At 51.6% G+C, this 18,822-nt stretch carries 15 protein-coding genes; 11 read left to right on the top strand and 4 right to left on the bottom strand.

The features are described 5' to 3' along the window. Positions 1–9: 9 nt before the first annotated feature. From glyQ to gmhB, 3 genes are read left to right on the top strand one after another with little or no spacing between them, the layout of a single operon-like run. A complete protein-coding gene (gene glyQ, locus LG323_RS10315) occupies positions 10–960 on the top strand; it encodes a glycine--tRNA ligase subunit alpha (protein ID WP_404415739.1) in 951 nt (316 codons plus the stop codon). Continuing rightward, positions 960–3,026 (top strand): glycine--tRNA ligase subunit beta, encoded by a 2,067-nt coding sequence (gene glyS / locus LG323_RS10310; protein ID WP_404415736.1) that lies wholly within the window; start codon positions 960–962, stop codon positions 3,024–3,026. The genes glyQ and glyS overlap by 1 nt, the downstream gene beginning before the upstream one ends. 48 nt (positions 3,027–3,074) lie before the next feature. Beyond that, complete coding sequence (gene gmhB, locus LG323_RS10305; protein WP_404415733.1) at positions 3,075–3,617, top strand: D-glycero-beta-D-manno-heptose 1,7-bisphosphate 7-phosphatase; 543 nt, start codon at positions 3,075–3,077, stop codon at positions 3,615–3,617. A gap of 162 nt (positions 3,618–3,779) precedes the next feature. On the opposite strand, the gene gyrB is transcribed toward gmhB, so the two are convergent. From gyrB to dnaA, 4 genes are read right to left on the bottom strand one after another with little or no spacing between them, the layout of a single operon-like run. Further along, positions 3,780–6,197, bottom strand: a complete 2,418-nt coding sequence (gyrB, locus tag LG323_RS10300; RefSeq protein ID WP_404415730.1) for a DNA topoisomerase (ATP-hydrolyzing) subunit B — start codon at positions 6,195–6,197, stop codon at positions 3,780–3,782. 49 nt (positions 6,198–6,246) lie between these two features. After that, positions 6,247–7,341, bottom strand: a complete 1,095-nt coding sequence (recF, locus tag LG323_RS10295; RefSeq protein ID WP_404415727.1) for a DNA replication/repair protein RecF — start codon at positions 7,339–7,341, stop codon at positions 6,247–6,249. Positions 7,342–7,355: 14 nt separating this feature from the next. Further along, positions 7,356–8,465, bottom strand: coding sequence for a DNA polymerase III subunit beta (gene dnaN / locus LG323_RS10290; RefSeq protein ID WP_404415724.1), 1,110 nt, complete (start codon positions 8,463–8,465; stop codon positions 7,356–7,358). 13 nt (positions 8,466–8,478) lie between these two features. Continuing rightward, entirely contained in the window at positions 8,479–9,978 is a 1,500-nt protein-coding gene (gene dnaA, locus LG323_RS10285) for a chromosomal replication initiator protein DnaA (protein ID WP_310695325.1), read from the bottom strand. A 548-nt stretch (positions 9,979–10,526) separates the two neighbouring features. Between dnaA and rpmH the strand changes: the two genes are divergently transcribed. From rpmH to LG323_RS10245, 8 genes are all read left to right on the top strand, one after another. Beyond that, positions 10,527–10,661, top strand: a complete 135-nt coding sequence (gene rpmH / locus LG323_RS10280) for a 50S ribosomal protein L34 (RefSeq protein ID WP_310695326.1) — start codon at positions 10,527–10,529, stop codon at positions 10,659–10,661. A gap of 14 nt (positions 10,662–10,675) precedes the next feature. Next, positions 10,676–11,059 (top strand): ribonuclease P protein component, encoded by a 384-nt coding sequence (gene rnpA, locus LG323_RS10275; protein ID WP_404415720.1) that lies wholly within the window; start codon positions 10,676–10,678, stop codon positions 11,057–11,059. Positions 11,060–11,074: 15 nt separating this feature from the next. Further along, entirely contained in the window at positions 11,075–12,748 is a 1,674-nt protein-coding gene (gene yidC, locus LG323_RS10270) for a membrane protein insertase YidC (protein WP_404415717.1), read from the top strand. Between the two features lie 77 nt (positions 12,749–12,825). After that, entirely contained in the window at positions 12,826–14,187 is a 1,362-nt protein-coding gene (gene mnmE / locus LG323_RS10265) for a tRNA uridine-5-carboxymethylaminomethyl(34) synthesis GTPase MnmE (RefSeq protein WP_404415714.1), read from the top strand. Between the two features lie 346 nt (positions 14,188–14,533). Further along, on the top strand, positions 14,534–16,420 hold the full coding sequence (gene mnmG, locus LG323_RS10260) for a tRNA uridine-5-carboxymethylaminomethyl(34) synthesis enzyme MnmG (RefSeq protein WP_404415711.1): 1,887 nt from the start codon (positions 14,534–14,536) through the stop codon (positions 16,418–16,420). Further along, positions 16,417–17,064 carry a 16S rRNA (guanine(527)-N(7))-methyltransferase RsmG gene (gene rsmG / locus LG323_RS10255; protein WP_404415708.1) on the top strand — a complete coding sequence of 216 codons (648 nt, stop codon included), beginning with the start codon at positions 16,417–16,419 and terminating at the stop codon, positions 17,062–17,064. The genes mnmG and rsmG overlap by 4 nt, the downstream gene beginning before the upstream one ends. 4 nt (positions 17,065–17,068) lie before the next feature. Continuing rightward, positions 17,069–17,845: a ParA family protein gene (locus tag LG323_RS10250; protein ID WP_404415705.1), complete on the top strand. Its 777-nt coding sequence runs from the start codon at positions 17,069–17,071 to the stop codon at positions 17,843–17,845. A gap of 18 nt (positions 17,846–17,863) precedes the next feature. Further along, a complete protein-coding gene (locus LG323_RS10245) occupies positions 17,864–18,766 on the top strand; it encodes a ParB/RepB/Spo0J family partition protein (RefSeq protein ID WP_404415702.1) in 903 nt (300 codons plus the stop codon). Positions 18,767–18,822 lie beyond the last annotated feature (56 nt).

Genomic DNA, 18,822 nt, shown 5'->3' with positions numbered 1-18,822 from the left:
CAGCCTACCATGAACCCGTCTACGCCAGACGTCGCAACTTTCCAGGGCCTGATACTGGCTCTGCAGCAATACTGGGCCGATCAGGGCTGTGTCGTCCTGCAGCCACTGGATATGGAAGTCGGGGCGGGTACTTTTCACCCGGCCACCTTCTTGCGCTCCCTGGGCCCGGAAACCTGGAACTCAGCTTACGTTCAGCCTTCCCGCCGTCCCACCGATGGCCGTTACGGGGAAAATCCCAATCGCCTGCAGCACTACTACCAGTTTCAGGTGGTGATGAAACCCTCTCCCGCCGATATCCAGGAGCGCTACCTGGGTTCCTTGAAAGCCCTGGGCATTGATCCTCTGGTGCATGATATCCGTTTTGTGGAAGACAACTGGGAGTCACCCACCCTGGGTGCCTGGGGTCTGGGTTGGGAAGTCTGGCTGAATGGTATGGAAGTCACCCAGTTCACCTATTTCCAGCAGGCCGGGGGTATTGAGTGTTATCCAGTAACCGGGGAAATCACCTATGGCCTGGAACGTATCGCCATGTACCTGCAGGGTGTGGACAGTGTTTATGACCTGGTCTGGACTCTGGACCCCAGCGGTGAACCCGTTACCTATGGTGATGTCTGGCTGCAGAATGAAAAAGAACAAAGTGCCTATAACTTTGAGCACGCCGATGTCGAAGCTCTTTTCGGCTGGTTTGATCACTGTGAAAAAGAGTGCAACAAACTGCTGGAAGCCGGATTGGCCCTGCCTGCCTATGAGCAGGTTCTCAAGGCTTCACATACTTTCAACCTGCTGGATGCCCGCCACGCCATTTCCGTCACTGAACGCCAGCGTTTTATTCTGAGAGTCCGGACGCTGGCTCGTGAAGTGGCCCTGGCTTATTTCAATTCCCGTAAAGCCCTGGGCTTCCCCCTGGCCCCTGAACACTTGCGCCAGGAAGTACTGGCTTCAGAAGAGGAGAAAGCCTGATGTCAGCTGCTGATTTTCTGTTTGAACTGGGTTGTGAAGAACTGCCCCCCACACTCCTGAACCCCTTGTCGCAAGCTCTGCAAGCCTCCCTGGAGGAAGGTCTGAAACAAGCAGGCATTCCTTTCGGGGATATTGAAGTTTATGCCACCCCCCGGCGCCTGGCTGTTCTTGTCAGGGCACTGGCCAGCGAACAACCCGATCAGGCCATCGAACGTAAAGGGCCTGCGGTCAAGGCCGCTTACAAGGATGGGGAACCCACCAAGGCTTTGCAGGGTTTTGCACGCTCCTGCGGTGTAGAGCTTGACCAGCTGGAAACTCTGGAAACCGACAAGGGCAGCTGGTTGATCTATCGCAGCACCCAACCCGGCCAGGCCACTGCCGCCTTGTTACCGGAAATTCTGACTCAGGCCGTGCATTCCCTCCCTGTACCCAAGCGTATGCGTTGGGGTTCCAGCCGCATTGAATTTTCCCGCCCGGTACACTGGCTGGTTTTACTGCATGGTCAGGAAGTGGTTCCCGCAGAAATTCTGGGACTGCAAAGCGACCGCATCACCTATGGTCACCGTTTTCATGCTCCTGAAGCCATCCAGCTGTCGCAACCCAATGATTATCTGCCGGCCCTGAAAGCAGCCAAAGTGGTTGCCGACTTTTCCCAACGCCGCGAAATGATTCGTGAGCAAGTCCTTGCTCAGGCGGCCAGTCGTAAAGGCCAAGCGGTCATTGATGACAACCTCCTGGATGAGGTGACGGGTCTGGTGGAATGGCCGGTTGCCCTGACCGGCAGCTTTGAGGAAAGGTTTCTGGAAGTGCCCGATGCCTGCCTGATTTCTTCCATGAAGGCTCACCAGAAATACTTCCATCTGGTCGATGACAAGGGAGCCTTGCTGCCACTGTTTATTACCATCAGCAATATTGAAAGCCGAGACCCCTCCGCCATTATTCAGGGTAATGAACGGGTGATTCGCCCCCGCCTGGGTGATGCTGCTTTCTTTTTTGAAGTGGACAAGAAAACTCCTTTGTCCTCTCGCAGTGCCGGTCTGGAAAAGGTGGTTTTTCAAAAGCAGCTGGGTAGCCTGGCTGACAAGACACGCCGGGTTACGGCTCTGGCTGGAGAAATTGCCCAACGTATCCAGGCGACACCTGACAAGGTACAAAGAGCGGCCCAGCTTGCCAAATGTGATCTGAATACCGAGATGGTTCTGGAGTTTCCCGAACTTCAGGGGCTGATGGGTGAAGCCTATGCCTTGAATGATGGTGAAGATCCAGAAGTTTGCCAGGCCATTCGTGAACACTACCTGCCACGCCATGCCAGTGACCAATTACCAGAAACTCACACCGGGATTTGCCTGGCTCTGGCCGATCGTCTGGATACTCTCACCGGTATTTTTGGTATCGGCCAGAAACCCACCGGGGTTAAAGATCCTTTTGCCCTGCGCCGTGCCACCCTGGGTGTTCTCAATATTCTGGTCAACAAGAAGCTGGATCTGGATTTGCGTGAACTGATTCAACTGGCCCTGGCTCAGCATGCACAGCTTCCCAAGGCCACTGAGGTGGAAACAGAGCTGCTCAGCTATATGCTGGATCGCTTTCGCGCCTGGTATCAGGCTCAGGATATTGCCACTGGCGTCTTCCTGGCTGTGCGTAGCCGGGGTGTCACCCACCCTTATGATTTCGATCGTCGGGTTCAGGCTGTGGCCAGTTTCAACAAACTGCCCGAAGCCCAGGCTCTGGCGGCTGCCAACAAGCGGGTGAGCAACCTTCTCAGCAAGCAGTCCGCACCGGTTTCCCCGGAAATCAACAAGTCCCTGCTGAGCGAACCTGCAGAAATTCATCTGGCTGAACAGCTGGCCGTCAAGGATATTGATGTGGCGCCCCACTACGCTCAGGGTGATTATCAGGCTGCCCTGAATAAACTAGCAGAACTGCGCGAGCCAGTGGATCGTTTCTTCGATCAGGTCATGGTGATGGCTGAGGATGAAGCGATCAGAAACAACCGTCTGGCTTTGCTGGCTTCCCTGCAGTCCCTGTTCCTGCATACGGCCGATATTGCCCAATTACAACACTAAACCTGTCCGGGGAGCAGTCGCTCCCCTTTTTTATAAGCTTTTTCTGCCATGACCAAACTACTGATTCTGGATCGCGACGGGGTTATCAATCAGGACTCGGATGCCTTCGTTAAAAATGCCGACGAGTTCATTCCTCTACCTGGCTCAATCGATGCCCTGGCCCGGCTCTACAAGGCTGGTTGGATTCTGGCTATTGCCACCAATCAATCCGGACTTGCCCGGGGCAAGTTTACCCAGGCCGACCTGGATGCCATGCACAGCAAGCTTTTACATGAGCTTCAGGCTGTTGGCGGCGATTTGCATCATATTGCCTGGTGTCCTCATGGCCCCGATGATGGCTGTGACTGTCGTAAACCCAAGCCCGGTTTACTGCAGCAAATCAGCTGGGCATTAAACCTGGATTTGGATGAAGCCATCATGGTGGGTGATTCCTTGCGCGACCTTCAGGCCGGACAGGCTGCAGGCTGCAAACAGGCGGTACTGGTCCGCACTGGCAAGGGTGAGAAAACCCTGGCTGCCGGAGAAGGTCTGGAAGGTGTAAGAATTGTTGAGAATTTGGCAGAGCTGGCGGATCAGCTCCTTGCCGATTAACCCCTGGTTACTCATTTAAGAGCAGCCAGGGGTTATCTGTACGTGATTAACGTCATGAGCGCAGGTCAGGGCAGAATTCAATCCCGATGAATTTCTGCACTTCCTACATCCATGTAGGTCACCAGTAACGCAGCATCACCAAGCGCAGTAGTTAATCATTGATTAGACGTCGAGGTTGGCCACTGACAAAGCATTACTTTCAATAAAGTGACGGCGCGGTTCCACTTCATCGCCCATCAGTGTATTGAACATCATGTCCGCAGCAACTGCATCCTCAATGGACACCCTCAGCATCCGGCGAGTTTCAGGGTTCATGGTGGTATCCCAAAGCTGATCCGGGTTCATTTCCCCCAGCCCCTTGTAGCGCTGTACGCTGACACCCCGCTTGGCTTCCGCCATCAACCAGTTTAGGGCTTCCACAAAGCGCTTGACGGGCTTTTTCTTCTCGCCCCTGGCAACATAGGCCCCCTCTTCCAGCAAGCCTTCCAGCTGCTCACCCAGGCTTCTCATGGCCTTGTAATCACCTGACTTGAAGAAATCAATGCCAAACACGTATTCACTGGGCACACCGTGAGCAATGACTTCCGCTGCAGGCAGGAATAGGCCCCGCTCGTGATCCACTTCAATGCGCATTCTGACCTGGGTGGTATCACTGGCAGCTTTCACCACCAACTCTTCCAATTCAGTGATCCAGTCGCGAACACGGGCTTCATTCTGCAGATCGTCAAAAGTCAAGCTGGGCGCATCAATCATCTGTTCCAGAACAAATTCCGGATAAATCTGGGAAAGCCGTTCAATACGATGGGTCACTCCCCGGTAGTCTTCCACCAGTTTCTGCAAGCCCGGACCAGCCAGGGCAGGTGCTTCCGGATTAACATAAAGAGCAGCGCCTTCCAGGGCATTCTGGGTCAGGTGCTCAACCAGGGCCGCTTCATCCTTCAGATATTGTTCCTGCTTGCCACGCTTGATCTTGTAGAGAGGTGGCTGGGCAATAAACACATGCCCTCTTTCAATCAACTCCATCATCTGACGAAAGAAGAAAGTCAGCAGCAGGGTGCGGATGTGAGAGCCATCCACATCGGCATCCGTCATGATGATAATCGAATGATAGCGCAGCTTGTCGGCATTGAATTCTTCACGACCGATGCCACAGCCCAGGGCTGTAATCAGAGTTCCGACTTCGGCTGAAGAGAGCATTTTGTCAAAGCGGGCTTTTTCCACATTCAGGATTTTACCTTTCAGCGGCAAAATAGCCTGGGTTTTGCGATCCCGGCCCTGCTTCGCCGAGCCACCGGCAGAGTCACCCTCCACCAGATAGAGTTCAGAAAGTGCCGGATCCTTTTCCTGGCAATCTGCCAGCTTACCGGGCAAACCGGCAATATCCAGAGCCCCTTTCCGCCGGGTCATGTCACGGGCTTTGCGGGCTGCTTCGCGGGCACGGGCAGCATCGATCATCTTGTTGACGATGGCCTTGGCTTCCTGCGGGAATTCCTGCAGGTATTCCCCAAAAGAACGTGACATTTCCTGTTCAACCGCTGTTTTGACTTCCGAGGAAACCAGCTTGTCTTTGGTCTGGGAAGAAAACTTGGGATCCGGCACCTTGACGGAAATGATAGCCGTCAAACCTTCCCGCGCATCATCGCCGGTGGTGCTGACCTTGGCCTTTTTGGCAATACCCTCGTGTTCAATGTATTGGTTGAGCATGCGGGTCAGGGCAGCACGAAAGCCGGCCAGATGAGTCCCGCCATCACGCTGGGGAATATTGTTGGTATAGCAGAAAATATTTTCTGAAAAACCATCATTCCACTGCATGGCCACTTCCACACCCGTGCCATCTTCACGCTGGGTCGAGAAGTAAAAAGTCTTGCCCAAAGTGGTTTTGTTGGTGTTCAGGTGATCCACAAAGGCTTTCAAGCCACCTTCATAGTGAAAGACTTCTTCCCGGGCATTGCGCTCATCCTGAAGGACAATACGCACGCCTGAGTTCAGGAAAGAAAGCTCGCGCAGGCGTTTGGCAAGGATATCAAAGTGGAATTCAATATTATTGAAGGTTTCCGCTGAAGGCTTGAAGCGAACCAGGGTCCCGCTTTTTTCCGTTTTACCCACGATGCCCAGGGGACCATCTGGCACCCCATGGTGGTAAACCTGTTCATGCACCTGGCCTTTACGCCAGACGGTCAATGTCAGCTCTTCCGACAGGGCATTAACCACGGAGACACCCACACCATGAAGACCGCCGGAAACCTTGTAGGTATTGTCATCAAATTTACCGCCAGCATGCAGCACCGTCATGATCACTTCGGCGGCTGACACCCCTTCCTCTTCATGAATATCAACCGGCACACCCCTGCCATCATCGGTGACGCTGACTGATTCATCAGGGTGAATAATAACCTTGATCTCACTGCAGTAACCGGCCAGGGCTTCATCAATTGAGTTGTCCACCAGCTCAAACACCATGTGGTGCAAGCCGGTCCCATCATCGGTATCACCTATATACATGCCTGGGCGCTTGCGTACGGCATCCAGACCTTTCAGTACCTTGATACTGGATGAATTATAGGAATTACTTTCGCTCATTACCTACTCCCCATTCGAACCCGATCATTGCAGCTAAAAATTAGCCCCGTCAGGTTTTTAGGCTGATTTGCCCTTGTTCCACGTGAAACCAAAGAATTTTTTCCGGTTCTTTCCAAGCAACCTGCAGGGCGGCCTCATCAACACTGGTTATAAAAACCTGACTGTCCTGTTCTTCCAGGACACGACAGAAAACCTCGCGATGATATCGATCCAATTCTGCAGGTAAATCATCAATCAAATAAATACAGCGCTTATTGCCACTGCTAGCCAGAAGTTCACCCTGAGCCAGTTTCAATGCAGAAACCACCAGCTTTTGCTGACCTCTGGACAAAACTTCAATCGCCGATCTGCCATCAATTGTCACGCGCAAATCGGCTCTTTGTGGCCCGGTTTGGGTGAAACCCTGTTCACTATCTTTTTGGCGACTGGATTGCAAATTATCCAGCAAAGGCAGGTTTTTATCCCAGCCACGCAGAAAATGCAGACGAAAACCTTCGATATTCGAGAGTCTGGAGAGCAGCTTTACAAACAAGGGTTTCAACTGCTTCAGATAGGTTTCCCTGTAGAGGGTCACCTCCTCCCCTGTAGCTGCTATCTCCTTCTCCCAGAGCTCCAGCTGCAAAGGATCTATTCTAGCATGCCTGAGCAGGCTGTTGCGCTGTTTGAGCGCTCTCTGGAACCTCTGCCAGGCATAAATAAACCGAGGTTCCACGTGAAACGCTCCCCAATCCAGAAACTGGCGTCTTTCTCTGGGGCCGCCTTCCAGCAAACGAAAGGCATCCGGGTTGATCAGCTGGACTGGAAGGTGGGCTGTTAATTCAGCAATGCTGGCAGGGCGCTGGCCGCGTAAAAGAATTTCTGTCTCATCACTGCTTTGCTCGCGTTGAATGCCAAGAGGCAACAGGTGACCTTCATCATCAACCAACTGAGCAAAGACAGTGAAACGGGTATCCGTATGTGAAATGAGATTCTTGAGTTTCTTGCTGCGGAAGGAACGCACCAGACTCAAGAGATAAATGGCTTCCAGCAAAGAGGTTTTGCCACTACCGTTTTCACCATAGATCAGGTTGAGTCCGGCGGCTGGTTGCAGATCCACTTTTTCAAGATTGCGAAAATTTTGCAACGTCAGCCGCTGAATAGCCATAAATCAATGAACGGTTAAAGTCGCATGGGCATGACTACATAAAGAGCTTCACCACCCCCTGCAGCCTGGATCAGAGCACTGGATGCAGGGTCGGAGAGGGCCAGTTGAATCTGCTCAATATTCTCACCAATGTTATCCATGACATCGATCAGATAACCCACATTAAAACCGATCTCCAGGTTGTCGCCCTGGTAGTTGATCTCCATGGATTCTTCTGCCTGCTCCTGTTCTGGGTTATTGGCCGTAACACTCAGCGTACCGGGAGACAAGTTTAAACGAATACCCTGGAACTTTTCATTGGCCAGAATGGATATCCGCGACAACATTTGCCGCAGCTCCAGACGATCACAAACCACCAGTTTGTCACCCTGCCTGGGGATGACTCTTTCGTAGTCCGGGTAACGCCCTTCAATATGCTTGGAAACAAAAGTGGAGCTGCCGGTGTTCACCTGAAAATGCTGCTCGCCGAAAATCAGGCTGACGGGTTCTTCAATATTATCCAGCAGTTTGGCCAACTCATGGACCGCTTTGGCAGGCACGATCATGATGACCGGCTCTTCTTCTCCACCTTCTACGGAGGCATTGGCCAGGGACAGACGGTGCCCATCGGTCGCAACGGCACGCAAACGCCCACTTTGCAGCTCAAAGTACATGCCATTCAGGTAATAGCGCACATCCTGCTTGGCCATTGCAAACTCATTACGGTGAATAAGATTGAGCAGTTCACGCTGAGGAATGCTGACTTGCTGCACCACCTGGCTGGGCTGAATGCCTGGGAATTCCGAAGAAGGTAAAGTGGCCAGTACAAAACGGCTGCGACCGGATTTCACAACCGCACGATGCTCTGACAATTCAAAATCCAGGATGGAGCCTTCAGCCAGAGATTTACAGATATCGGAAAGTTTCTTCGCAGGAACCGTGATGCTCCCGGGCGAAGATAGGTGCTCCAGACCCACGTGCCACATCAACTCCACTTCAAGATCCGAACCCGTGAGTGTCAGGCCCTGCTCATTGGCATCGATTTTGATGTGGGAAAGAATAGGCAGGGTGTGACGACGGGCAACCACACCGGCCAATATAGAAAGGGGGCGCAAAAGGGTTTCACGAGCAACAGTAAACTTCATGTTTTTAGCCTTCTTAGCTGGTCAGTAGTCGGAGGAGGTTTTTCCAGTCTTCACGAATATCCGGGCTTTCATCCTGCAGGGAAACAATCTTGCGGCAGGCATGAAGTACTGTGGTGTGATCGCGGCCACCAAAGGCATCTCCTATTTCCGGCAAAGAATGGTTGGTCAGTTCCTTGGCAAGTGCCATGGCCATTTGCCGCGGGCGCGCAATGGAGCGATTGCGGCGTTTGGAATGCAGGTCGGCAATCTTGATCTTGTAATACTCAGCCACAGTTCTTTGTATGTTATCCACACCCACCTGCTTGTCCTGAACGGCAAACAAATCCTTGAGAGATTCCCTAACCAGCTCCACGCTGATGGGTTGGCCCTTAAAGCGCGAATCCGCAATCACACGATTCAAGGCGCCCTCAAGATCACGCACATGAGAACGAATTTTCTGGGCAATGAAAAAGGCCACTTCCTGGGGCAGATCCACACGGGCAATCTCGGCTTTTTTCATCAGGATGGCCACCCGCAATTCCAGTTCGGGTGGTTCTATGGCCACCGTCAGACCCCAACCAAAACGACTTTTCAAACGCTCTTCAACACCAATTTCCTTGGGGTAGCGATCTGAGGTGAGGATGATCTGTTGTCCACCTTCCAGGAGTGAATTGAAGGTGTGAAAAAATTCCTCCTGGGAACGATCCTTGCCGACAAAAAACTGAATATCATCAATCAGCAAAGCATCCAGATTACGGTAGTAGCGCTTGAACTCATTGATCGCGTTCAATTGCAGGGCCTTGACCATATCCTGAACAAAACGCTCGGAATTGAGATAAACCACCTTGGCATTGGGATTCTGCTTGAGGATCTGATGACCCACCGCATGCATCAGGTGGGTTTTACCCAGCCCCACACCACCATAAATGAACAGCGGGTTATAGGCCCCTCCAGGGTTCTCAGCCACCTGAAAGGAAGCCGCTTTGGCCAACTGGTTGGACTTACCTTCCACCAGGGTGTCAAACGTATGCATAGGATTCAGCGTCGAAGGGTGTTTAATCGCCCCTTCAACCTGAACCTTGGATCTGGGCGGTTTTTTTGCTGGACCGGCTGTTTGGGTTGGCTGACTTTTTTCAGCAACCACCTTCTCAGGAACCTCTTCACCGATTTCATCTGAGAGATCATAAAGGGTGGATTGATAATCCACCGGGGGGCGTGTGGGTGTCTGCATTTCCTGAGTACTGGACGCCTGAACCGGTGCCGCCCGATTGGTCAATTGGGCGGGCTTACGGCTGCCCACACCCAAAACGACATGAGGCAACTGACCCTGTGATTTTTCTTCGACCAGTTTTTGTATTCTATTCAGATACTTGTCTGAAACCCACTGGAGAACAAAGCGATTGGGTGCAAGGAGATGAAGCTTGCGACCCTGAATTTCAGCCTGCAAAGGCTTAATCCAGGTTGCAAACTGCTGCGCAGGAATTTCTTCTTCCAGGGTTGCAGTACATTGCAACCATAACTCATCAACTGACACTGGCTCACTCCTAGATTGAATCAGGCCATTCTACCTTTTCAACCTGCAGTTATCCACAGCAGAAGGAGACTTGAATTCAGGTAGAGAAGCCAAGATTCCACTCATCATGACTGCAGCTGCAAAAACGTCACTTTTTTTGCTGTGGACAAGGGGTCGGGTAAGACAAGGAAAACCCTGGTAGAAAAGCGTGGAAAAGAAGTGATGTGGATAAGATGCTGTTTTATGCACAGCCTGAACAGGACTTAACCCCTTGCTAATCACTCCCTACAAGACCAGTTATCCAGTCTCTAAGATATTGATATTGATTAGGAATACTGGCTTTTTCACAGATTTTATCCTACCTAATAATAACAGTAGTAAAAGAACTTCTTAACTACTCTTATAGTCGTTATTGTGGATGGGGACGCCTGATAAAAAACAAGAGAAAAATTGCGCTCCAGCCAAGAATTCTCTAAAATCCCCGCTCTTGTATGAGTAAAGATTCTCTGGGGGAAAATTGACCCGCGGGGATCCTTCAATCCATCTTCACCCTGTGGAAAGCAAAAACCATGAAACGTACATTTCAACCCAGTGTTTTAAAACGCAAACGCAACCACGGTTTTCGTGCCCGCATGGCTACCAAAAATGGCCGTGCTGTATTGGCTCGCCGTCGTGCCAAAGGTCGTCAGCGTATCAGCGCCTAAGCGTTCGTTTCGTTATGACGTCTTACGGTTTTCCCCGGAAATTGAGACTCCTCAATGCCGGGGATTTCCGTTATGTGTTTGAAAACTCTGTTTGCAAAACCTATTGCCAGGGATTTCTTCTGCTGGCTGCACCAGGCCGACAGGATCACACCCGCCTGGGGTTTGTAATCGGTAAAAAACACATCAAGCTGGCCGTAATGCGTAACAGGTACAAGCGAAGATTTCGTGAGTCCTTTCGCCTTAACCAGCATCAGCTCCCGTCTGTAGACATCATTGTCCTTGCGATCAAGGGAGCAGGCCAGACCAGCCCTGAAGAGATCAGTCAAAATCTGGACAAAACCTGGCAACAACTCAATAGACGTTTAAGCAAAACGTCTGTCCACCTTTCAACAAAATAAAGCGGCAGTGACCCCATGGACGTAAAACGCATTGTGCTCTTTTCTTCCCTGGCGATAGTCGCCTATCTGCTGATGATTCAGTGGAATAAAGACTATTCCCAACCGGAAGAAGTAGTTCAGGCACCCGAATCATATCAAGAATCAACGTCTCCCAGCACTGACCGGGATGAAGCTGATGCTAATCTGGAATTATCGGATCGCAGTGCTCCTGAGCTGGAAACTGCTGCTCCCTCTGAAGCAGAAAATGATTCCACAAATCTGATCAAGGTTGTCACCGATACTCTGGATGTGCGCATCAATCCCCGCGGTGGTGATCTGGTTTATGCTGCTTTGCTGGAGCACAAAACCCAGGTGGATTCCGATAATCCTTTTGTTCTTCTCCAGAACAACGCGCAACGCCACTATGTCATCCAGAGTGATGTCTCCGGCTTGGGTAATGAGCGACGGATTCAACTGGAACCGGAAAGCTATGAATATCAGCTCGATGAGAGTGAAGAACAGCTGCAGGTACGTCTCAAGGGTGAAGTGAACGGCATTGAAATTGCCAAAGTCTTCACTTTCCAGCGAGGCAGCTATGAGGTTGGAGTGGAATATGAGCTGGTCAACAACTCTGAAAACACGGTCAAACCCAGCTTCATTGGCCTGATCAAACGCGATAACTCCCCCGATCCCAGCCAGGGTGAGTCCATGGGTATGAAAGCCTATCTGGGTGCAGCTTTTTCTACTCAGGAAACCCGTTACGAAAAAGTCGATTTTGATGACATTCAGGACAGTGGTTTTCAGAATTATTCTGAAGGTGGCTGGGTTGCCATGCTCCAGCACTATTTTATCAGTGCCTGGATTCCACCCCAGAATCAGACCAGCTTTTTCAGTACCCGTACGGATGGCTCAGGCAACAATATTGCCGGCTTCAAGGGAAGTGAACAAAATCTGGCACCGGATTCCAGCCTGACTCTGAACGCCGACCTGTTTCTGGGTCCCAAGTATCAGGGTGAAATGGAAGAAGCTGCGCCCAATCTGGAACTGACCGTTGACTATGGCTGGTTGTGGTTTATTGCCCAGCCACTTTTCTGGTTGCTTGACTGGTTCCATGGTTTTGTTGCTAACTGGGGTGTGGCCATCATTCTGGTCACCGTGGTCATCAAGGCCTTGTTTTACAAATTATCGGCCACCGCCTACCGCTCCATGGCCAACATGCGCCGTGTTGCTCCCAAGATGACACGCATCAAGGAAGAATGCGGTGATGATCGCCAGAAACTTTCCCAGCAGATGATGGAGCTTTATAAAAAGGAAAAGATCAATCCACTGGGTGGGTGTTTACCAATTCTGGTACAGATGCCGGTTTTCATTGCCCTCTACTGGATGCTGATGGAATCAGTAGAACTGCGGCATTCGCCCTTTATGCTGTGGATTACTGACCTATCGATGAAAGACCCCTACTTCGTCTTGCCGATTCTGATGGGTCTGACCATGTTCCTGCAGCAGAGGCTGAATCCGACACCTCCAGATCCCATGCAGGCGAAAATCATGAAGATGCTACCAGTCGTCTTTACCTTTTTCTTCCTCTGGTTCCCGGCAGGTCTGGTTCTCTACTGGTTGGTCAACAATATCTTGTCGATTCTTCAGCAGTGGTACATTACCAACAAGATAGAAAAAGAAGACAAAACAAAAGAAGCATCGAAAAGTTAAAAGCTTTCCCCATGTGGATAAGTTAACTCTTCAACCCCCTCCCAGTGAGGGGGTTTTGCTATTTAAGAGGAAAAGTTATGAGCTCTCAGGAAACCATTGTCGCTTTGGCAACAGCTCCCGGCCGTGGTGGTGTGGGCATCGTTCGTGTATCCGGCCCCCTCTGCCAGCAAATGGCCGAACAGCTTCTCCAGCGCTCCCTGAAGCCACGCTATGCCCACTATGGCCCCTTCTATGACCTCAAGGGGCAGGTAATTGATGAAGGCATTGCCATCTACTTCCCCGGCCCTCATTCATTTACGGGTGAGGATGTTCTGGAATTCCAGGGTCACGGCGGGCCGATTCTATTGGATCGCCTGGTCAGCAATCTTGTGTCGGCCGGTGCGCGTCTTGCTCAACCCGGTGAATTCAGCCAAAGAGCTTTTTTGAATGACAAGCTCGACCTGGCTCAGGCGGAAGCCTTGGCCGATCTGATTGAAGCCTCATCCCAACAGGCCGCGGATAACGCACTCAGATCTTTGCAAGGGGCTTTTTCAGATCGCATTCACCAGCTAGTCGAGCGACTCATTCACTTACGAATGTATGTGGAGGCCGCGATTGATTTTCCCGAAGAAGAAATTGATTTTATCAGTGATGGACATGTCAGCCAGCAACTCCAGGGTTTGCTGACCGAACTGGATCAGATCGCCAGGGAAGCCCGACAAGGCTGTTTAATGCGTGAAGGCATGAATGTCGTTCTTGCCGGTCGCCCCAATGCCGGAAAATCCAGTCTTTTGAATCTGCTGGCCGGACATGACAGAGCCTTGGTGACAGATATCGCCGGTACCACTCGGGATGTCTTGAAAGAACACATTCACCTGGATGGCATGCCTTTGCACATTATCGATACAGCCGGTTTACGGGACACTGAAGATCTTGTGGAAAAGCTGGGTGTGGAAAGAGCCTGGGCAGAAATTGAAAAGGCGGATCGCATCCTTTTACTGGTTGATTCCCAGACTGTTTCCAGTCTCGATCCCGAACAGATCTGGCCGGAGTTTGTCCAGCGTTTGCCCCATCCGGAAAGGTTGACCCTGGTACGTAACAAGATCGATTTAAGTGGTGAAAAGGAGACCAGTGATTTATCCACATCCCCTCCGGTTTTGCGTATTTCTGCCAAGCAACAACAGGGTGTGGATAAATTGAAGGAGCACCTGAAAGAGGTCATGGGCTACCAAGCCACCACTGAAGGGGGTTTTTCTGCAAGGCGCAGACATCTGGAGGCCCTGAAACGTGCTGAAACCATCATTACTCAAGGGAAAAATCAGCTGGAAGAACTGGGGGCCGGTGAACTTCTTGCTGAAGATTTACGTTTGGCTCAGGAAGCTCTGGGAGAAATCACCGGGGAATTTACTGCTGATGATCTTCTCGGCAAGATTTTTGGCGAATTCTGCATCGGGAAGTAAAAAAACTCTGTGTATAAGCAGGCAAACAAGCCGGGAAATAAGAGGGTACTAAACCGGGTATAAAATTAGCCTGTGGACTAGTAGCTTGTTTATACACAGGCTACAAGCTGGTTCTACAGCCTTACTACAGTGCCTGTCCGCAAACTTATTCAAATCTGAAAAGCTTTGTAGCCGTGCTTTTCAGAGGGTTATCCACAGAAACTGTCCACACTAATAATAACAGTAATAAAAGAAGTTCTATAACTCTTATTACTGTTATTGTTGGTGAAGGAAAAGGCTGTAGTCCGAAGCTTTAGGCGTTATACTGGGCCGCTTTCCCGCTATTAGCTCGTCTTGAGGTGCACCTGTGGATTATCCTTCCCGCTTTGATGTTCTGGTAATTGGCGGTGGCCACGCAGGAACGGAAGCCGCTTTGGCTGCTGCACGTATGGGCTGTCAGACTTTATTGCTGACTCACAACATTGAAACCCTGGGGCAAATGTCCTGTAACCCTGCCATCGGCGGGATTGGCAAAAGTCACCTGGTCAGGGAGGTGGATGCCCTCGGAGGTGCCATGGCCAGGGCAACGGATCAGGCCGGGATACAATTTCGTGTCCTGAATTCACGCAAAGGCCCAGCTGTTCGCGCCACGCGTGCCCAGGCCGACCGGATTCTCTACAAGGCTGCCATACGGGAAATCCTTGAAAACCAACCCAACCTGCAAATATTCCAGCAGGCTGCAGACGATCTGATCGTTGCCAAGGATCAGGTCACAGGCGTCGTGACCCAATCCGGCTTGCGTTTTCATGCCCAAACGGTGGTCTTGACCACAGGTACTTTTCTGGGTGGGCAGATCCACATTGGCATGCAGAGTTATTCCGGTGGTCGTGCTGGCGACCCTCCTGCCCAGTCATTGGCTGCCCGCTTACGGGAGTTGCAATTGCCCGTCGGACGTCTGAAAACCGGGACTCCGCCACGCATCGATGCGCGCAGTGTGGATTTTTCGAAAATGGAAGCCCAGCCGGGTGATACTCCACTGCCGGTCATGTCTTTTCTGGGCAAGGCAGAGCAGCATCCTGAACAGGTCAGCTGCTATATTGCCCACACCAATGCGCGCACCCATGACATCATTCGCAACAACCTGGATCGTTCTCCCATGTATTCCGGGATCATTGAAGGAATAGGCCCACGCTACTGTCCGTCAATCGAAGACAAGATTCATCGTTTTGCCGACAAGAACAGCCATCAGGTTTTTGTTGAGCCCGAAGGCCTGAAAACCCATGAACTTTATCCCAATGGGATTTCCACATCACTGCCCTTTGATGTGCAGCTGGAACTGGTGCGTTCCATCCAGGGTATGGAGCAGGCACATATCACCCGCCCTGGTTACGCCATAGAATATGATTATTTTAATCCACAAGGCCTGCTGCCGAGCCTGGAAACCAAAGTAATCCACAACCTGTTTTTTGCCGGACAGATCAACGGCACCACCGGTTACGAAGAAGCTGCTGCTCAGGGCCTGTTGGCTGGAAGCAATGCTGCCCTGCGTTGCCAGGACAAGGCAGCCTGGTGTCCGCGCCGGGATGAAGCCTATCTGGGGGTTCTGGTGGATGATCTGATTACCCTGGGTACCTCCGAACCTTATCGCATGTTCACGTCGCGGGCTGAATACCGTCTTCTTCTGCGCGAAGATAATGCCGATCTCAGACTGACCGAAAAGGGCCGGGAGTTGGGGCTGATTGATGATTTCCACTGGGAAGCATTCAGCCGCAAGCGGGATGCTATTGAACAGGAAAAAGAGCGACTCAAGGACACCTGGATTCACCCCAACACCGCAGCCAGTGAACAACTCAAGAGTAAACTGGCTCAGCCTTTGAATCGGGAGGCGGCTCTTTTGGATCTGCTTAAACGTCCTGAGTTGAATTATCAGGATCTTGCAGGTCTGGCCAGCGGTGATTTGCCAACGGATCCCCAGGTTCAGGAGCAGGTACAGATCCAGGTCAAATACGCTGGTTATATTGATCGCCAGGCTGCGGAAATTGAAAAAGTACGCAAACAGGAAGCAACGGCTCTGCCTTTGGATCTGGATTATTCACGGGTGGATGGTTTGTCCAATGAAATGAAGAACAAACTCACCCAGGTCAAGCCAGCCACCCTGGCCCAGGCTGGACGTATTCCTGGTGTGACGCCTGCAGCCATATCCATGCTGTTGATTCATTTGAAAAAAAGAGAATTGGTGGCAAAACAGGCATGACACTACCCCAAGACTTGCAAACTCACCTTGATCAAGGCCTGCAATCGCTGGAGGTGGCTGCCACCTCCCAGCAGAAGCAGCAGCTACTGGATTATTTGCTGCTACTGATCAAATGGAATCAGGCCTATAATTTGACGGCGGTGCGCGATCCTCTGCAAATGGTCAAACGTCACCTGCTGGACAGCCTGGCCTTGCTGCCTTATGTTAAACAGCCTGAGATTACGGATGTGGGTTCAGGTGCCGGTCTTCCCGGAATTCCCTTGGCCATTCTTTGCCCAGATTTACAGGTTAACTCACTGGATTCCAACGGAAAAAAAACGCGCTTTCAATTTCAGGTCAAGGCAGCGCTGGGCCTGGACAATCTTGAAGTCCATCAAACCCGTGTGGAAAACTTTCATCCGGCTACAAGAAGCCAACAGTTGGTCAGTCGAGCCTTTGCTAGTCTGAAGGACTTTGTGAATCTGACATCATCTCTGGCAACCGATGATGCACGCTGGCTGGCCATGAAAGGACAATATCCCCACCAGGAGTTGCAAGAATTACCCAAGGGTTTTGGCTTGTTGACAAGCCACGCTCTGGAAGTACCCGGTCAGGAGGGGCAGCGTCATCTGTTGATACTTCAAAGGCAAACAGAAAAAGGATAAAGCTGTGACCAAGATTTATGCAGTGACCAACCAAAAAGGCGGGGTCGGAAAAACCACCACCTGTGTCAACCTGGCAGCCTCACTGGTTGCCACCAAGCGCAAGGTATTGCTGGTGGACATGGATCCTCAAGGGCATGCCACCCTGGGCAGTGGAATCAACAAAAAAGACCTCAAACTTTCTGTTTATGATGTGTTGATGGGGGATACCGATATTGCTTCGGCCCGCCTCACCACCGACCCAGCAGCCTACGATCTTTTACCTGCCAACGTTGATCTGGCCGGTGCCGAGGTCAACCTGATTGATCAGTCACGCAGGGAAAGACGCCTGGCAGAAGCTCTGGAACCCATCAAGCATGAATATGATTTTATCCTGATCGACTGCCCACCCTCCCTGAATCTTCTGACCATTAATGCCTTGACGGCCGCCAGAGGTGTTCTGGTTCCTGTACAGTGTGAATACTATGCACTGGAAGGTTTGACTTCTCTTCTGGAAACCCTCAAACGTGTGGCCGGTTCGGTCAATCCCGGTTTGGAAGTGACGGGCATCCTGCGCACCATGTATGATCCCCGCAACAGTTTGACGCGGGATGTTTCCATGCAGTTGACCGATTATTTTAAGGATCAGGTTTTTGGTACCGTGATTCCGCGTAATGTCCGGCTTGCCGAAGCACCCAGTTATGGCATGCCCGTACTGACTTATGATGCAAAATCCAAGGGCAGCCTGGCTTATCTTGCCTTGGCTGGAGAAATCCTGCGCAGATCCAGCGCCAAAACCCAATAATTCAATTTATTACAGATTATGACTCCAGCAAAAAAACGTGGTTTGGGACGGGGACTGGATGCTCTTCTGGGGGCTGCCAACCCGGAACCGGCGGAAGTGGACGCAAATACTGCCTCTGCTCCGGAAATGACACCCAGGCAGGCGGTGGAAGGTGAACTGAAAAAGCTGCCCATTGAGAAACTCCGGCCTGGGCGCTATCAGCCGCGCCGGGATATGCACCCTGAAGCTCTGGAAGAGCTGGCCGCTTCCATTCGCCAGCAAGGCATCATGCAGCCGGTGGTGGTTCGCCCTACAGGAACCGAATTTGAAATTATTGCCGGGGAAAGACGCTGGCGTGCGGCCCAGTTGGCTGAACTGGAATTCATACCGGCTCTGGTTCGGGATGTCAGCGACCGTGATGTGATTGCCCTGGCCCTGATTGAAAACCTGCAGCGCGAAGACCTCAATCCTCTGGAAGAAGCACTTGCTTTGCAGCGCTTACAGAAAGAATTTGAACTGACCCAGCAACAGGTGGCTGAAGCAGTTGGTAAATCACGCAGCTCGATTACCAATTTGCTGAGGTTGTTGAACCTTCATAAAGATGTAAGACGCCTGTTGGAACATGGTGACCTGGAAATGGGTCACGCGCGGGCACTCTTGAGTCTGGATGAAAACAAACAGCTGGAGGCTGCTCGTCAGGTTGTTGCCAAGGGCATGTCGGTTCGTCAAACGGAAGCCTTGGTGCGCAAACTTCTGGAAACCCCGGAAGCAGCACCTGCCAAGGCCCCCCAGGATCCTGATATCCGCCGCCTGGAACAGCAATTGCAGGCAAGCCTCGGGGCAGCGGTGAAAATACAGCACTCCCCCAAGGGCAAGGGGAAACTGGAAATTCGCTACACCAGTCTGGCTGAGCTGGATGGAATCCTGCGGCACCTGAAGTAACACCTTGGTATGAGAAGGCCGCTATCAGTACGGGTTCTCCTTGAAGCGGACTGGTT

Source organism: Marinospirillum sp. (genome assembly GCF_044810985.1).
GTDB lineage: Bacteria > Pseudomonadota > Gammaproteobacteria > Pseudomonadales > Halomonadaceae > Marinospirillum.
The sequence above is the reverse complement of the archived record's forward strand: the minus strand, read 5'-3'. Positions and strand labels throughout refer to the sequence as shown.

Excerpts from the sequence above, each read along its gene's own strand:
- glyQ (WP_404415739.1), top strand. The coding sequence starts at position 10 with ATGAACCCGTCTACGCCAGACGTCGCAACTTTCCAGGGCCTGATACTG.
- glyS (WP_404415736.1), top strand. The coding sequence starts at position 960 with ATGTCAGCTGCTGATTTTCTGTTTGAACTGGGTTGTGAAGAACTGCCC.
- gmhB (WP_404415733.1), top strand. The coding sequence starts at position 3,075 with ATGACCAAACTACTGATTCTGGATCGCGACGGGGTTATCAATCAGGAC.
- gyrB (WP_404415730.1), bottom strand. The coding sequence starts at position 6,197 with ATGAGCGAAAGTAATTCCTATAATTCATCCAGTATCAAGGTACTGAAA.
- recF (WP_404415727.1), bottom strand. The coding sequence starts at position 7,341 with ATGGCTATTCAGCGGCTGACGTTGCAAAATTTTCGCAATCTTGAAAAA.
- dnaN (WP_404415724.1), bottom strand. The coding sequence starts at position 8,465 with ATGAAGTTTACTGTTGCTCGTGAAACCCTTTTGCGCCCCCTTTCTATA.
- rpmH (WP_310695326.1), top strand. The coding sequence starts at position 10,527 with ATGAAACGTACATTTCAACCCAGTGTTTTAAAACGCAAACGCAACCAC.
- rnpA (WP_404415720.1), top strand. The coding sequence starts at position 10,676 with ATGACGTCTTACGGTTTTCCCCGGAAATTGAGACTCCTCAATGCCGGG.
- yidC (WP_404415717.1), top strand. The coding sequence starts at position 11,075 with ATGGACGTAAAACGCATTGTGCTCTTTTCTTCCCTGGCGATAGTCGCC.
- mnmE (WP_404415714.1), top strand. The coding sequence starts at position 12,826 with ATGAGCTCTCAGGAAACCATTGTCGCTTTGGCAACAGCTCCCGGCCGT.
- rsmG (WP_404415708.1), top strand. The coding sequence starts at position 16,417 with ATGACACTACCCCAAGACTTGCAAACTCACCTTGATCAAGGCCTGCAA.
- LG323_RS10245 (WP_404415702.1), top strand. The coding sequence starts at position 17,864 with ATGACTCCAGCAAAAAAACGTGGTTTGGGACGGGGACTGGATGCTCTT.